The organism is Ottowia thiooxydans (assembly GCF_040548795.1).
Taxonomy (GTDB): Bacteria; Pseudomonadota; Gammaproteobacteria; order Burkholderiales; family Burkholderiaceae_C; genus Ottowia; species Ottowia thiooxydans_A.
Window position 1 is genome coordinate 495,800 of record NZ_JBEPSH010000003.1, and the last position, 14,992, is coordinate 510,791.

Annotated in this window: 14 protein-coding genes and 1 pseudogene; 8 read left to right on the plus strand and 7 right to left on the minus strand. The window is 56.4% G+C overall.

The window, feature by feature from the left end:
- The first annotated feature begins 151 nt into the window (after window positions 1-151).
- From ABIE13_RS09145 to ABIE13_RS09155, 3 genes are all read left to right on the plus strand, one after another.
- The gene (locus ABIE13_RS09145; RefSeq protein ID WP_354442821.1) at window positions 152-442 is read left to right on the plus strand and encodes a hypothetical protein; all 291 of its coding nucleotides are present in this window, start codon (window positions 152-154) and stop codon (window positions 440-442) included.
- Between the two features lie 613 nt (window positions 443-1,055).
- The gene (locus tag ABIE13_RS09150) at window positions 1,056-1,730 is read left to right on the plus strand and encodes a nucleoside deaminase (RefSeq protein ID WP_354442822.1); all 675 of its coding nucleotides are present in this window, start codon (window positions 1,056-1,058) and stop codon (window positions 1,728-1,730) included.
- Window positions 1,731-2,090: 360 nt separating this feature from the next.
- Complete coding sequence (locus tag ABIE13_RS09155; RefSeq protein WP_354442823.1) at window positions 2,091-4,487, plus strand: Ig-like domain-containing protein; 2,397 nt, start codon at window positions 2,091-2,093, stop codon at window positions 4,485-4,487.
- Between the two features lie 165 nt (window positions 4,488-4,652).
- Here the strand turns inward: ABIE13_RS09155 and ABIE13_RS09160 are convergent, their stop codons facing one another.
- From ABIE13_RS09160 to ABIE13_RS09170, 3 genes are all read right to left on the minus strand, one after another.
- Entirely contained in the window at window positions 4,653-4,913 is a 261-nt protein-coding gene (locus ABIE13_RS09160; RefSeq protein ID WP_354442824.1) for a hypothetical protein, read from the minus strand.
- A 145-nt stretch (window positions 4,914-5,058) separates the two neighbouring features.
- Window positions 5,059-6,726: an MFS transporter gene (locus ABIE13_RS09165; RefSeq protein ID WP_354442825.1), complete on the minus strand. Its 1,668-nt coding sequence runs from the start codon at window positions 6,724-6,726 to the stop codon at window positions 5,059-5,061.
- Between the two features lie 35 nt (window positions 6,727-6,761).
- Complete coding sequence (locus ABIE13_RS09170) at window positions 6,762-7,541, minus strand: alpha/beta fold hydrolase (RefSeq protein ID WP_354442826.1); 780 nt, start codon at window positions 7,539-7,541, stop codon at window positions 6,762-6,764.
- A 205-nt stretch (window positions 7,542-7,746) separates the two neighbouring features.
- Between ABIE13_RS09170 and ABIE13_RS09175 the strand changes: the two genes are divergently transcribed.
- Window positions 7,747-9,105, plus strand: coding sequence for a sigma-54 interaction domain-containing protein (locus tag ABIE13_RS09175; protein WP_354442827.1), 1,359 nt, complete (start codon window positions 7,747-7,749; stop codon window positions 9,103-9,105).
- A 311-nt stretch (window positions 9,106-9,416) separates the two neighbouring features.
- On the opposite strand, the gene ABIE13_RS09180 is transcribed toward ABIE13_RS09175, so the two are convergent.
- Complete coding sequence (locus tag ABIE13_RS09180; RefSeq protein WP_354442828.1) at window positions 9,417-10,160, minus strand: SDR family NAD(P)-dependent oxidoreductase; 744 nt, start codon at window positions 10,158-10,160, stop codon at window positions 9,417-9,419.
- Between the two features lie 156 nt (window positions 10,161-10,316).
- Here ABIE13_RS09180 and ABIE13_RS09185 point away from each other — a divergent pair, with 156 nt between their 5' ends.
- From ABIE13_RS09185 to ABIE13_RS09195, 3 genes are read left to right on the plus strand one after another with little or no spacing between them, the layout of a single operon-like run.
- The gene (locus ABIE13_RS09185; protein WP_354442829.1) at window positions 10,317-11,090 is read left to right on the plus strand and encodes an enoyl-CoA hydratase/isomerase family protein; all 774 of its coding nucleotides are present in this window, start codon (window positions 10,317-10,319) and stop codon (window positions 11,088-11,090) included.
- Between the two features lie 8 nt (window positions 11,091-11,098).
- Entirely contained in the window at window positions 11,099-11,779 is a 681-nt protein-coding gene (locus ABIE13_RS09190) for a glutathione S-transferase N-terminal domain-containing protein (protein WP_354442830.1), read from the plus strand.
- A gap of 4 nt (window positions 11,780-11,783) precedes the next feature.
- Window positions 11,784-12,419, plus strand: coding sequence for a DsbA family protein (locus ABIE13_RS09195; protein WP_354442831.1), 636 nt, complete (start codon window positions 11,784-11,786; stop codon window positions 12,417-12,419).
- Here the strand turns inward: ABIE13_RS09195 and ABIE13_RS09200 are convergent.
- Window positions 12,397-13,113, minus strand: a complete 717-nt coding sequence (locus ABIE13_RS09200; protein ID WP_354442832.1) for a Crp/Fnr family transcriptional regulator — start codon at window positions 13,111-13,113, stop codon at window positions 12,397-12,399. The two genes, ABIE13_RS09195 and ABIE13_RS09200, sit on opposite strands and share 23 nt — an antisense overlap.
- An 8-nt stretch (window positions 13,114-13,121) precedes the next feature.
- Window positions 13,122-13,271, minus strand: a pseudogene (locus ABIE13_RS09205) (SDR family NAD(P)-dependent oxidoreductase); the annotation flags it as partial.
- 124 nt (window positions 13,272-13,395) lie between these two features.
- Here ABIE13_RS09205 and ABIE13_RS09210 point away from each other — a divergent pair.
- Window positions 13,396-13,926, plus strand: a complete 531-nt coding sequence (locus ABIE13_RS09210; protein ID WP_354442833.1) for an AAA family ATPase — start codon at window positions 13,396-13,398, stop codon at window positions 13,924-13,926.
- Window positions 13,927-14,126: 200 nt separating this feature from the next.
- Here ABIE13_RS09210 and ABIE13_RS09215 read toward each other — a convergent pair whose 3' ends face one another.
- Complete coding sequence (locus ABIE13_RS09215; RefSeq protein ID WP_354442834.1) at window positions 14,127-14,891, minus strand: IclR family transcriptional regulator; 765 nt, start codon at window positions 14,889-14,891, stop codon at window positions 14,127-14,129.
- Between the last annotated feature and the right edge of the window lie 101 nt (window positions 14,892-14,992).

Genomic DNA, 14,992 nt, shown 5'->3' on the forward strand with positions numbered 1-14,992 from the left:
GGATACGCATGCGCGAGATACGAATCTCTTTGCATGGCTCGGCGAAAACTCGAGCAGCGCTAATCCAAACCTTATTTCGGCGGACATCCTGGTGGAAGACGACGCCGAGCGACGTAAAATCCCTGGCCTCCAGCCTCCACATGCTTTCCTTATGCGCCTTGAACGACTGCGTCGCGAATTTCCCGACTTCGACATAACAACCTTGCCGACCATACCCGAAGGATATGTCGATTCATCGAGCCGCATAGATGCTGCTCCTTCATTTGAGAACGCGGAGCTCGGTTTGAAAGTGTATGTCGACTACGCCAACTATGCCGACCGCGGATCCGGCAGGAGCCAGCGCTTCTGCGTTTCGTGCTACGACGAGGAAGCTGGCGACTTTGAGGACGTCGCCCTGTCGACGAACGATTGGGCCGAAGTCACTCGCTTCCTTAGCGCTTGAGCGCCCTCGCCAGGGGCGATCGTTTTCCGCGCCGATCGTCGGATGATCGACCCAAAGCGGAAGTTCAACAGGTTAAGGCCAATGGCCGCTCCGCGGTGATCTCGGTCCTTAGGCGCCGCGCATCGTGCTCACGGTGAGAGCCTCATTGCAGTCACTCGGCCCGTGAACCGGCACGACGTCTCAACGGCCGATCTGCGAGCCAGATCCGCCGTTCGCTGCAGTTCACCGAGCCGGGGGTCGAAGTGCCCCTCGTCGGATGCCCGCTTCTGGATCGCGTGGCTCACGCAACCAACCCAAAGAAGACAGTCAAGCAGCTAACGCTCTAGCTCACTGGCGACTGACGGTGGTCCGCTAGAGCGCCGGGTCGTGCCCGCTGCTCAAGGCGCTCAATCGGCTCCTCAACTCGCAGCTGCTTTCGAAGATGACCCTCTAGCGCGCTATCAATACTTTCGCCCACAAATATATTGCTAAATGCAAAATTTCATTGCAAAATGAAACTTAATTGACGCATGTTGTGCGTCAATGCGCGTAGCTACTCGCGCGCTTCAGCCCAGGCTTGCGAAACCGCAGCACAAACCCCTAGATCCTGAACCCTGTACCTGAAAGCGCCTCCATGACCCACAATCCGCCGTCCGAAGGCCAGCAAGTCGAGGAAAACTACGCGCAATATTCCGTCATCAACCGCCGGAATTTCCTCTCGGCCGCCGGCTTGGCCGCGTCGGGCAGCGCTTTGCTGGGCGCCAACAACGCAGAGGCAGCTGCGGTGACGGCCGTTGGACCACCCGGCGGTGCGCGCGGCGGCATGGCGGTCGTTACCGACAAAGATCGGGAGTACATGCGAGAGGCGATCCGCCTCATGCGTCAGGTGGGTGTGATCGACAAGACGGGTGGACCATTCGGCGCCGTTATCGTGCTCAATGGCAAAATCATTGCGGCCAGTGGTAACAGCGTCGTCAAGGACAAGGACCCTACGGCCCATGCCGAGGTCAACGCTATCCGCATGGCCTGCCGTAACGTCGGTTCGGCTAACCTGACCGGCGCGGTGCTGTACACCAGCTGCGAGTGCTGCCCAATGTGCTACGCCACAGCCTACTGGGCCCGCATCGACAAGATCTTTTTTGCCGCTGGCTGGCGCGACTACGACGACATCTTCGACGACTCCAACATCGGTCTGGACTTAGCCAAGCCGTACCCGCAGCGCCAGCTCGCGCCTCAGCAAATCCTGCAGGAAGAAGGCCAGGCCGTCTGGCAAGAGTTCCGCAAGCTGCCGGACGGCGCGCGGTACTGATCCCGCACGCTCTTCTCGTTCGGCAACGACGCGCGTCGGAATTTACGCGCGGGAGGGGCGGCTTACCTGTGGTGAGCGGTGGAGCCAAACACCGTCATGTGCAAATTGGCTAGCCCTTCAATACCCCACGCGGGCCTGCCGTTAGCTACGGTTGCGGTGCAATCTGGCTTGGAGAGGCATCAACCCCGATCAGTACTTGGAACTAAATTCTCCAACCTTCCGGTTTCAATCTGCAACATAATCCACGGCTAAGCGCATGCAAAGCCAGGTCTCAACCCGGGAAGTGTGACAACGACTGCCAGATTAAAGCGCGAGACGCTGTCTATTGCATTGCCATTACTTTTTCCAGGTGAGGCACAGATGAACATTCAACAATGCACGCGCGCGTGGAAGTATCTCAGCAACTTTGGCAACTCCGTCTTGGCGTGGAGTCTGCGCTCCCTTTTGCTGCTGCCCCTCATGGCCTGTATCCCTGCGCTGGCGCAGACATATAGCCATTCCGTTTACCTGGACTTGGACAACAACGCTGCCAGTGGCTGCAGCGTGACCACGGCGGCTGGTGTGGTCGCTGGCATGGAGGCGCGTGTCACCGCGGTAGTGGCAGGGTCGCCTCCGCTTGTGACATCCGTAATCCGTGAAACCTGTGATGGCGCTGCGTTTGGCGATCCGCAGGCACAAAGTTCTAGCTACCCTGTGGCCCAGGCCGGTGGAGTGGGCGGGGCTGATGCCATTGAGATCATGACGTCCCTGGCAAGCCTTCCCATACAAGGCGTAGCGCGTCTGATGATCGCTTCAACTTCTCCTTCAGGAGCAGATACAGCATCGGTGAGCAACGTCTCCATGCAAAGTGTGGCGGCGTCTCCTGCCCCCGTTCCCCTGTGGGGTTGGCCGGCATTACTGCTGCTCACGGGCCTGGTTACCTGGATGACCCGCCGTCATGCAGCACGCTTTGCTCCCGTTGCTCTAATCCTCTTCGCCACAACCCTCGTTTGGGCAGCCACGCTGAATGCAGACGGCAACGTTTCGGACTGGGCTGGCCGTTCGCCGGCGACGACAGATCCTGCCAATGACGCGACCAGCGGTGAGGCCGCCATTGATCTTACAGCGGTGTTCGCACAGGTGGAGGGGGGGAATCTCTTTGTACGCGCCGATGTTCGGAACGCCTCCAACCTTCGGCCATCGGCGGCTAGTCAATCTGTATCCGTCACTGAAGGTGGCAGCGTTGTCGTCATCTTGTCGGGCAACGACCCTGAAGGCGCGCCTCTGACCTTCACGATCTCCGCATCGCCCGCACTAGGAACTCTTGGCTCCATTACACCCATCAACGCGACATCGGCCAGCGTCACGTACACCGGCGGGCCTGGGCAGAGTGGAGCAGACAGCTTCAGTTTCACAGCTTCCGACGGTATATCTGTATCAGACGCTGCCGCGGTGGCAGTGACCGTGAACCCTGAAAACCGCCCCCCTTTGCATACGGTTCCAGGCCCGCAAACTGTGATTAACGTTGAGCAGCTGGTGTTTAGCACCGCCAATGCAAATGCCGTCAGCGTTGCGGATGTAGATGCAGGTTCAGGGTTGCTTCAAATGACTCTGAGCACGGGTGCCAGTACCAACGGAACACTCTCGATGGCAAACCCTGGCGGAGCGCTGACCACGTTGACAGGCAACGGCTCTTTTCAGGTGGTGGCCACCGGAACACTCGCTGCACTCAATGCTGCGCTCAACGGCCCCCTCGGAAGCCTTACCTACACACCACCTGAGGGCTTCGTGGGGAGTCAGACCATCACATTGACCACCAGCGATCAGGGCAACTCAGGCGATGGCGGTCCCAAGACGGATACGGACACCATTGCGGTGCAAGTTATGGTCGGGCCGCGCATTGCGTCTTCACCAGTTGATCTTGCACTGTCTCTATCAATGGGTGGTCAAGGCACGGTTTCGTTCAGTGCTCAGAACGCCGGAGATATGCCTCTCCACTATTCGCTCTCGGATACTGGAATGGGGCAGATCCAGCTTTATAGTGCGTTGGCTGGTAACGTGGCTTCAGGATTTCGCAGTACACAATACCTCGACCCTGCAAATGCCGGAAGTCCAGGGCAATATTCGAGCGATGATTTCACCCTCACCGATACGGTGAAGCTAAAGAGTCTCGTTGCCGAGGGGTTCGTGTCGAACGCCGCAGCATTAAACGCCACAAGCACTGGCCTGACATGGATGATCTTTGCAGATTCCGGAGGTAATCCCGCTGGGAATCCGCAGACGTCGCCCGGTGCTGCGATCTGGTCATACTCAGCACTGCCCTCCGACCCCGGCGTTTCAACGACGGGCAATACCATCAAGTTGGATTTGATAGCCTCAGGGAATGATTTGACCTTGAGTCCTGGACGTTATTGGTTGGTGGTTTACTCCAAGTCCCCTTACGTTAATCGTTGGGTCTGGTTTGCCTCCAATACCGGCGACTTGGTCTTTAGAGCCATTACCCCCGGGACAGCAGGCACAGGAACCTGGTCAGCAGTCTCTGGGTTTGCTGGATTGGCCATGCAAATTACAGGCCTTGTGAACTGCGGTGCGCCGTGGATTGGCACAGGAACGCCCACAACGGGCACATTGGCTCCGACGGCCAGTGCGACCATCCAGGTACCCATCAACGCGGGTGCACTGATCTTAGGCTCTCATACCGCATACGCATGTGTGAGTAGCAACGATCCTACCGCCCCTGTTGTGGCCAAGCGGATCAACCTTACGGTCACGCCTTGAGTGCGCACCCTGCTAGGGCTGATGGGGCTCACCGCGGAACTACCACGAACCTTGTGCTGCTGAGGTCAATTCAGCAGCGATTCCTTTGTCGAACATGACGATTACTAGAGACACTACCACTCTCCACCAACATCCTCGGATTCGACGTATCGAGTGACTATTGCGTCAGTGCTTCTCTAACGCCTGACGAATGGCGACCACCCGTTCCGGTGTAAATACACCAGTCTGCAGCAAATCCAGGATAGAAAGCACACCACCATTGGCCCCCCAACTGCCTTCGTCAATGACCTGAAAGGTCACCCACCACATGGGCGAAGGCACAGGCATATCGCATGCCTCTGCCAGGGCTGAAAGCACACGCTGAAGTACTTCTGCTCTGACATGATCAGGCCATGCAGCGCTCATCACTGCGATGCTCACGGTCATGACATCGGATTGCGGAGTTAAATCTGCTATCAGCTTGCCACCGAATGCCAAAACACTCGCAGTTTCTTGTTGCTGAAAATAAAATACAGCGCACCTGATTTCGATCTTGTGCGCTGGCTCAATCAGAGGGCAACCGCCCTCCCCCTCAGGCCCCTCGGGCTCGCTCAGCCCGGCCAGCACCCACCACGCCGACCGGCTCTTCTTCCCGCATATCAACACGGCTACGGTCTCGGATAAAGAACGCACCGATGACCACAGTACCCAGCGCAACAGCCACGGTGTACATCAGCCCACGGAACATATCCCCACTGTTGACCACCATGGACGTCGCCACAAACGGCGCAAACCCGCCGATCCATCCGTTGCCAAATTGCAGTGCCACTGAAACCCCGCTGTAACGGATTTTTGTGGGGAACTGCTCGACCAGAAATGCCCCCATAGGGCCGTACACCATCGTGGCCAGGAAGATGATGCAAAAGAGCATGAGCACGATCATCGAGCCGTTCACTCGCTGAGGATCAGCTGCTGTAGGCATGCCCTTGTCAATCAACACCTGCCGAATGACTTTTTCTTCGAAACCTTCGTAAGCGTTGCCATCAATGACGACGCGGAGGTCCGTACTCGCTGGCTCAAAGGTATAACCCAGACCTTGAGACGTCAGGAACGACTTTGCACGCGTACAGGGCTTGGTGGCCTTGGGGTTGAATAGCTGACCAATGAACGTTTGGTCTTCCTTGCAATCGCCGCCTTGAATCACCACCTGGGTGCGCTCCCGGAACTCCATGAGTCCGGGGTTACCGTACTTGGCCAAGCCCTGAAAAAGCGGCACAAACAAGGCTGCAGAGAGCAAGCAGCCAGAAAGAATGAGCCACTTGCGACCGACCTTGTCAGACAGCCAACCAAAAAAGACGAAGAACGGGGTGGCGAGTACCAGAGCCAAGGTCAGGAAGCCGTAGACAGAAGTCTGTGGCATCTTGAGCGTCGCCGTCATGTACTGCAGTGTGTAGAAGTGGGCTGTGTACCAAATCACGGCCTGTCCCGCGACTGCTCCGAAAATCGTCACGAGCACGGCCACCAGAGCCTTGCGCTCCATGAAGACATCCTTGATAGGATTCTGCGACGTTTTTCCGGCGGCCTTCATTTCCCGGAATACGGGTGACTCATGCAATTGCGATCGCATATACATGGACCACACCAAGAGGAGCACCGACAAAAGAAACGGAATCCTCCAGCCCCAAGAAGAAAATGCCTCTGGAGACATGACCGTGCGCAGCCCCAGAATGACTGCAAGCGAGAGCAGCAGGCCAATGGTTCCGGTGACCTGCAGCCAACTGGTCGTCAAGCCCCGGCTCTTGGGATCAGAATGTTCAGCGATATACGTGACCGCTCCGCCGAATTCACCGCCAATGGCCAAGCCCTGCAACAGACGCAAAACTACGAGGATGGCTGGTGCAGCCCAGCCGATGGTCTCGTAGGTAGGCAGCAGACCAATGGTGGCCGTTGCTACCCCCATGATCATCATCGTGATCAAGAAGGTTTTCTTGCGCCCGACCATGTCACCCAAACGGCCAAAGAAGATGGCTCCGAATGGGCGCAACACGAAGCCTGCGCCAAAGGTTGCCAAGGAAGCAAGAATGGCCGCGCTTTCATTGCCTTTTGGAAAAAACAAGGTACCAAAAAACACGGCAAGGCTGCCGTAGATGAAGAAGTCATACCATTCAAAGACCGTGCCCAATGCTGCAGCGAACACGACTCGCCGGGTCTCTTTGGGTTTCTGCCCATTTGCTAAAGGCACATTGAGGGTTGCATTCATTTTTGTCTCCTATTCTTAATCTTTGATGAGCCTGCTCAATGAGCGAGTCCGCTCAGGAATTGACGCAATTCGCGGTTGAAGATTTCAGGTGCCTCCAGCATGGGGAAGTGCCCTGCGTCATCGATCAGCACCAGTTGCGCGCCTGGAATCCCCTGGGCCAATGCCCGTGATTGATCTGCCGGCGTGATTCGATCTTCCTTGCCGCAAACGACTAGGGTGGGTAGCTGAATTTTCTGGAGCTCATTGCGCGTATCGGACTCATTGAGAGAGGTGATGGCGCGCTTGGCAACGAACTCAGGGGTTTGGATGACTTCGCGCTTTGCAAACTCAATGAGGTCTTTGGACGTCAAAGGCCCAAAGGAGCGTTCAATGACGCGCTGGCTCGCCTCCTCAACGCCATATTCATCGATGGCGGCCAGCACATTGGCCACTTGAACATCTGGCCCCAAACCGTGTGGTGTGGCGCCTACCAGCACAAGCCCTTTCAAACGGCCCTCATTGGCGAGCGTGAATCGTTGCGAGACGGTGCCGCCCATTGAAAGCCCAACCAGCACGGCATCATCTAATTTGAGCTGATCGAACACCAAGGACAAGTCTTTCGCAAAGGCTTCAATGGTGTACTCGCGGCCTTCAGGGCGGGCGGAGGGGCCATGACCTGGGAGATTGATCACGACGACCTGATGGGTCCGAGCGAACGGCTCCACCTGCTCACGCCAAAACAGACCCGTTGTGGTGAAACCATGGCAGAAGACAAGCGGAGGCCCCTTGCCTTCAACCTGTACCTGCATGTCTCCTATCGTTATGAGCTTGCTCAATTTTGTCTCCTTGGTTAAACGTCAAAGCGTGTGACGCCACCATCTGCTGGTGGCTCAGTGGCTGTAATGCACGACGTGTGCCAGGGTCTCCTCAACAGTTAAAAATACCTAAGCTATTGTTTTTAAATAATTTTTACTGATCGCACTCCAACCTACCAAGTCAACTAAACTCAAAAGTGAGAATAATTCTTAGAAATGAGACAGCATGCCCTTCCCAGAATGGTTTGGCTCCGGCCAAAACGAAGCTGACTTTCTCAGGCGTGTACTCGATCACGTTTCGGATTGCCTGGTCGCGGTAGACACTGCAGGGCGCGTCGTACTCATTAACGCGTCTTACTGCCGGCTGCTGGGAGGGCAAGCCGAAGACTTCATAGGCCGCCATGTGACAGAGGTAGTCACGCACAAGACCAAATTGCATTTGGTCGCGCAAGGCCAGGCGGTGGGTGCAGTCTCACCTCTTGAGGTCCGAGGCCATCAGTTGTTGGCCCGCCAAGTGCCTGTATATCAAGATGATCAAATCATCGGCGCTGTGGGGGTCGCGTTGTTTTCTGATCTTGAATCACTCAAGCGGGCGGCCGATGTTTTTGCGCAAGACGCGGCCATCATTCGAAACACACAGACCCCTTGGACCACGAGCTACCGGATAGGCGACATCGTAGGTCAGGGGAAAATCATCGAGGCCGTACGAACACAGATACGGCAGGCGGCATCTTTGAACCTGCCCGTGGTGATCACGGGCGAGACCGGAACGGGGAAAGAGTTGGCAGCCAATGCCATCCATGAGCTCTCTCCGCGGGCCAAGCGGCCCTTCGTCTGGGTGAACTGCGCCTCTATTCCTGAGAATCTGATCGATGCGGAGCTCTTTGGCTACGAAGGCGGCTCATTTACGGGAGCTCGCTCGCGCGGCAAGCCAGGCAAGTTTGAGCTGGCTTCAGGAGGAACGCTTTTTTTGGATGAGATTGGTGATATGCCGCTTCATCTGCAAGCCAGTCTATTGCGCGCGGTGCAGAACCAGGAGATCGTTCGTGTGGGCGGTACTTCTCCAGTTAAGGTGGATGTTCGCGTGCTTTGCGCTACTAATCTTCCACTTGAGAAGATGGTGAGAGCGGGCAAGTTTCGAGCAGACTTGTACTTCAGGCTCAATGTGTTGTCGGTACATATGCCTTCAGTGCGGGAGCGCGAAGACTTTGATTTTCTCGTGGACAAGCTGATCGAAAGACTCCATCGCCGCGATGGAATACCCAGCAGGCCACTGACACCGTCGATGCGCGAGCGGTTTCGCCACTTCACCTGGCCGGGTAACGTGCGGCAGCTCGAGGCCGCACTGCTGCGCTATCTCGTGTCAGGTGATTTGAGTGGGTTAGCCGATGAAGACAATAGCCCCAAAACACCAGATGAACCTTCGCTTTTCAGCCATTCCAATATGGGGCTTCAGGAGCACTTGGAACAGGAGCGAAAAGCGTTCATAGCTCGCGCTATTCAGGCCACTGGCGGTAATAAAGAGCGCGCCGCAGAAATGCTAGGTATTAGTCGCGCCACGCTCTACAGGGAAATCAAGCGCTAGGGACTGTGTTCAAAACTCTGGCGGGAAACGCGGGTCGATCATAGAGATGCAGCGCAAGGCGGATTTTGTGGCCCATAGCCGAGCTATTGGCGATAAAAGCCAACGCAGCGATGCGCTCTGTGATCGAAATCGCGCGGCGGCAGGGTTTTGAACACAGTCCCTAGATTGACGCGGATGGCTTCGGGCACCTGTGAAACAAGCCCCGCAAGGGCTGCCCTGCCCTCCAGCCATAGGCGGTCTCAAGCACCTTTGGGCTGTTCTCTGCGGAGTCTGCCACGGCTCGTGTAGCCTCCCTGCCTCACAACCAAAAGCTAGGTGAGATTCAACCCACCATCACAAAGCAAAATTTCGCCTGTCAGATAGTTGGATTCAATGAGCATTGACACCGCTTGCGCAATGTCTTCAGGGCTCGCCGCCCGGCGCATCGGCGAACGTTCTCTCCACAGCTGCTGAGCCTGCGTCCAGTCCGCTGTCAGCGGAGTATCCACCAGCCCAGGGGCGACGGCATTCACACGAATACCCGGAGCAAGCGAGATCGCTAGCAAGCGCGTGACATGATTGAGTGCCGCTTTCGTTGCGGCATAAGGGATAGATGCCCCTTTCGGACGAACGCCTGCATGCGAACTTACATTGATCACGCAGGCAGGCCCTCCCGCAGCAGCAGATGCCCGCAGTGCGGCTTCGGCTTCTGCAACGATACGGAATGGAGCGATGACATTGACCTCGTGCAGCTCGCGCCAAATGTCAGGTGTAGCTGCCGCCAAATCGGCATGGGCAATCACATGACTGATTCCCGCGTTGTTCACGACGACGTCCAAACGACCCCACTGAGCAACCGCTTCTTGTACCAGTCTTACGCGGTCCGCATCTTCAGCGAGGTCTGCTTGCACATAGGTGGCCAACCCCAACTCACGCGCCATGGATATACCCACATCCACAGAACTGCGTGAATGCAGAACGACGGCATAGTCATCGCGAGACAGCCGGCGCGCTATGGCTTCTCCAATACCGGAAGTCGACCCTGTGACTAGGGCTACACGCTGAGGTTGAGGCATGGAGAACTCAAACAAGGTTGAAGAAGCATGTACTTTACATACAGTGGATCATTGGGCGAGAGATCGAGTTGTCGTCGTAACGACAACATACCCTCTTGTTGATCTCTAGACTTCGTTGAAGCCTATCCGGGCGAGCCGCCTTCAAGGAGACACAACATGGCATGGAATATCGAAGTAATTCAAGAATGCGCCGTGGTGCACATGAACACCAACAAGGTGAACGTTCAGAACAACCAGTTCTTCAGCGATCTGCACAACGCTTTCGATCGACTGGAGCGGGAGTTTACTGAACTGCCCGTAGTGTTGACCGGTCAAGGCAATACGTTTTCAGCAGGGATCGATTTCCAGTACAGCTTCGAGATTTTCGGCAGCGGAAATCTGGAGAAAATTCGCGACTGGTACCGGACATACCGCGAGACGAATCTACGCATCTTCACCTATCCCCGACCGACAGTCGCTGCAGTGAATGGCCACGCCATTGCTGGTGGGTTAATCACGGCACTGGACTGCGACTTCCGAGTCGCCGCGCGCAAGCCCGCCAAGTTCGGCCTCAACGAGGTTCCTATTGGCATCCCCATGCCAGCGGCCTATGTGGAAATCATTAAGTACGCTCTAGGCGATCAGGTCGGTGCCCTGACGACGCTGCGCGGCAAGCTCTACGAATTCGACGAAGCCGAAAAACTGGGATTCTTCCATGAGGTCGTCATTGAAGACCAACTGATCAGCACTGCAATCAGTTATGCCCGCTGCATCACGCCAGATTGCAACACGGCATACGCAATGTCGAAGAAAGCGTTGCAAGACGGCGTCATCCGTCAGATTCAGGAACGAACCGTGGCATTAGACGCCCACCTGCCCACTGGCATGAGCGACGAAGGTAATAGACGCGCTCAAGACCGGCGCCGCCAAGAGATCATGCGAACACGTTGAGAACCACCATGATTGACCTCTACAGCTGGTCAGCTCCCAATGGCCACAAGGTGCACATCCTGGTCGAAGAGTTGGGTATTGCGTATCGTATCGCCCCGGTCAACATCACGAAAGGAGCACAGCACGAAGACGCTTACAGGACCATCAATCCAAATGGGAAAATTCCAGCCATCGTGGACCACGCACCGCTGGACGGTGGTTCGCCTCACACGGTGTTCGAAAGCGGTGCGATTTTGTTGTACCTCGCTGAGAAGGAAAAGCGGTTCTTACCTGAAGACATACGACAGCGCAGTGATGTGATGCAGTGGCTTTTTTGGCAAGTGGGAGGTCTCGGGCCCATGATGGGGCAGGCCCAACACTTTTTTCGTTATGCGCCGGAACAAATTCCTTACGGCATCACCCGGTACCAAAAGGAAACCCGACGATTGCTCAAAGTCATGGACGACCGCCTGCAGCGCCACGAATATCTGGGCGGTGTGTATTCCATTGCCGATATGGCTTGCTTTCCCTGGGTCCGGATCCACAAGTTGACGGGTGTCGAGCTGGGTGAGTTTCCGAACATCCAGGCCTGGTATAGCCGGATTCGCGCCCGCCCCGCGCTGGACCGTGCGCTCAATCTACTCCGGGAGCAATGGGTGGACGTGTCGAAATCCAATGAGGCCAAGCGCAATCTATTCCCAAGCAATTAACAGCATGTCCGGACAAAACGAGCGCACTGTCGACGTTTTCATCGACCTGCGTAGCCCCTATTCCTACCTCGCGATCCAGCCCGCACGTGAACTTGCAAACGAGCGCGGCGTGGTGCTTGACTGGTGGCCCTTCGTCACCGACTTCGAGGCGGCTTATGGCGGAAAGGTCGAGGAACGCAGCCCCAGAGATGTGGCTAAGTTGAAGTACCTGTACATGGACTGCCGACGCCTTGCAAAGGCGCAAGGCCTCCACATCCGAGCCACCACCAAACTCTGGGACGCCACTCTGGCCAGCCAGGCCTTGTTGTTTGCAAAGTCGAAACAGCGGCTGTGGGAATTCTGCGATCCACTATTGGCAGCTTTCTGGCGTCGGGAGTTCGACTTGGAGTCACCGACACAGGTGGCCGCAGCCCTGGCTGCGGCGGGATTGAACACAGAGGAATGGACTGGATATCAAAAATCTCGAGCCATGTACGACTTGAGATTTGCGTTGGCGCGCGGAGAACAGTTGGGCGTATTCGGCGCTCCCACCTTTGTCTGGCAAGGTGAACTGTTTTGGGGCGGTGACAGGTTGCCACTGCTTCAGAAAACCATCGGCTCAGACGCTCAGCTGGACTCTACCCCGCCTGACCGTCTGTAAGGACATAAGAACGCAGCTTTTGCACATCAACAAGCAGCATACCCTTGTTGGGCTCGATGCTGACGATTCCCATGCGCTTGAAATCACCCAGTGCCATATTAACCCGCTGCCGCGAAAGTCCGCAGATCAGTGAGAGTTCGTGCTGGGAAACAGCCAACGCCTGAAGCCTATCAGGCTGGTCCATGGCCACCATCAACAACCCGCGAGCAACACGAGCTTCGGGTTTTAGAAGTCTGGATGCCACCAGCATGGTCACAAAGGAGCCCATTCGCGCATTCATGACCTCCGTCAGATAGTGGTTGAACGGAATCGAAGCCTGGCGCAACGCGTTAAAGGTCTGGACCGGAATGCAGCAGATTTCAGCGGTGGTGAGCGCGCGGAGGTCATAGCGCCGTGGTTCATTTTTAAGCAGCGAACCGTCCCCGCCCCATTCCCCTTCTCGCAGGCAGTATAGGGTGGTTTCCGAGCCATCGGAGCCCACCACGTACATCTGCAAATACCCCTTCAATAGACCATACCAATGCGTGCTTGGCATGCCTTCCCGGGCAATGTAATCACCGGGCAACGCGTGTTGCTCGGTGGCCGTCGTCAGCGTCAGCGAACGAAGATCTGCCGGCAGGCTGCGGTACCACTCCCATCCCTCAAGAAAGCGGGCAATGTTTTCATTCGGTCCTGCACCCATGTTGCTGATCATTCGAAGTCAATATCATGTGCCATAGAGATTCCTATATCCACCGAACTGCGTAAATGCAAAACGACAGCATAACCATCCTTAGACAGCCGATGCGCTCTCGCTGCTCCAATACCTGAAGTAGATCCTGTAACCAGTGCTACACGCTGAGCTAGAAGCATGGAGAAGTCGAACGGCGTTGAAAGACACGTACTCTACATACAGTGGTTCATCCCGCGTGTCTAGAATTCGCAATCCCTGCCCTGCTAAACCTCAACCGGACTCCAGCATCAGACATGCCGACATATGCACTCCCTTGACGACCTTGGCTCCCGCATTTGCATACTAGGCCCCTCGAACAGCGGCAAGTCCACGTTAGCCTGCGCCATTGCGCGTAAGCGTGGCCTGCCGGCCATACATCTCGACCAACTATTCCATCAACCTCACACCAACTGGAAGCCACGCCCTCAAGCAGAATTCATTCAACTGCACGACCAGGCAATACTGCAGAACCAGTGGGTCATGGAGGGTAACTACACGCGCACCATTGAACAACGGCTGGAGCGTGCCACAGGTCTCATCTTGCTAGAAGTGTCGACGGCCACCAGCCTCTTTCGGTACTTTCGTCGAACGTGGTTCGAACATGACCGACCCGGGGCACTGGAAGGTGGCCAGGACTCCATCAAGTGGCAGATGATTCGTCACATAGCCGTTGTCGCCCCAGGCAACCGGCGGCGTTATTCTGATTTGTACCAGAAGGTCCGCCTGCCTAAAGTGAAACTCGCAACGACGGCTGAACTATCCCGCTTCTACCAGATTGAGCAGCTCGGTAGCTAGGCGGGAAAGTGGGCTTCATGAGTACACGACCAGCCGCAGGTCCGGGTCTAAGCCGATCCTGTGATCCGAAAAAAAGCGAGGTCCAAGCTCATGAGTCTGAAGCCATTCCCGTTGCTCAGTGGATTCAGGGCTTCGCTACGCACCTGCTTGTTGTCACCGAACGGGTGCGGAGCCATGCTCCGCAACTGCCGCAATGACAGCTAAGCGCGGAAGATATTGGTCACTTCGCCGGCGGCTTGTTGGAGCCAGGGCAGGATCTCCAGCACACGTTTCTCAGTCATGCGCACCATGGTCGCTGCCACAGCCACCGCAGCAACGGGCGTACCGTTTTCGCTCTTGACGGCCAGACCCACAGCACTGACGCCGGGTACGGCGCGATTGGAGATCCAGGCGTATCCAGTGCGCTGTGTTTGAGCGCACAACCGGTGAATTTCTGCGGCGTCAAGATCACCGTACACGCTGAGCCGCGCGTCAATCGCCTGCGTGATGGTTTTAATTTCGGTCGGCGAGAGGCTGCTCAGCAACGCCAAGCCACCAGCGCTGACGCCTAGCGGCTGCCTGCTTCCCACCGGTACGGCGGGTGTCTGTATGGGGTACTTGCCCTGCACGCGGCTCAAGCACACCGCGTCGGTCCCGCTGCGCACAAACAGGAATGCCGTGTCACCCGTTTGCTCCGCCAAGTGCTCCAGGATGGGCGCGCAAAGATCCCGCAGATTGAACTGATGCGCTGAAGCGAGACCAAGCTCAAACACCAGTGGCCCTAGCGTGTACCGGCGGCTGCTGGCGTCTTGCACGAGCATGCCCTCCACCATCAAGGCCTTCAGCAGGCGGTGCGCGGTGGGCCGCTCCAGCTGCATCTCGCGAGCCAAGTCCACCAAACGCATGCCCTGGTAGCTCTGGCTTGCGAGGATCTTCAAGGCCCTGATTGCGCGGGTGATGGTCTGTGCACCATGGGTAACGGTCATAAAGTCAAAACGTCCAAATAGTAAAACGAATTCTACTTTTGTTGACTGACCTTCACCCAAAACAATAATGCATCCATAGGCATTTAGACGAATTCAAAGTA